Source organism: Streptomyces calidiresistens, assembly GCF_014141525.1.
In the GTDB taxonomy this organism is placed as follows: domain Bacteria; phylum Actinomycetota; class Actinomycetes; order Streptomycetales; family Streptomycetaceae; genus Streptomyces; species Streptomyces calidiresistens.
In genome coordinates, this window is record NZ_VKHS01001507.1 from 1 (window position 1) to 533 (window position 533).

The 533-nt window shown below is 68.3% G+C and carries 1 protein-coding gene; it reads right to left on the minus strand.

Annotated features, from left to right (window positions below; genetic code table 11):
• On the minus strand, positions 1–371 hold a 371-nt coding region (locus FOE67_RS28045; RefSeq protein ID WP_182667597.1), incomplete at its 3' end, for an MIP/aquaporin family protein.
• Between the last annotated feature and the right edge of the window lie 162 nt (positions 372–533).

The following is a 533-nucleotide window of genomic DNA, read 5'->3' on the forward strand; positions in this document are numbered from 1 at the left end:
GGGGGCGGGGAGACCGTCCCCGGGTCCTCCAGGTGGGCCCGGAAGTGGCCGTAGTAGGCCAACCAGACGAGGACGGCGCCGAGCATGGCGCCGAGCAGCTGGCCGAGCCAGTAGATCGGTACGTCGGACCACTCGCCGCCGCTGAGGGCCAGGCCGAGGGTGACGGCGGGGTTGATGTGGGCGCCGGAGAGTTCGCCGGAGATGTAGACGCCGCTCAGGACGGCGAAACCCCACCCGAAGGTGATGGCGACCCAACCCGCGCCGAACGCCTTGGATTTCTTGAGGACGACCGCTGCGACCACGCCGCCGCCCAGCAGGATGAGGACGGCGGTGCCGATGACCTCACCGAGGAAGATGTCGGAGCTGGACACCCGTGACTCCTTTGTCCTTCGTCCAGGGGGAAGATCGACTGCCTGACGTACAGCGTTCGGCATTGTCGACCGATGAACGGCAATTTTTCTCCCGCGACCCTCCCTCGTCAAGGGGGCGCGAACGATGGTTCGAGACCGGGGCGGCGGGGTGCGGCTCCGGGG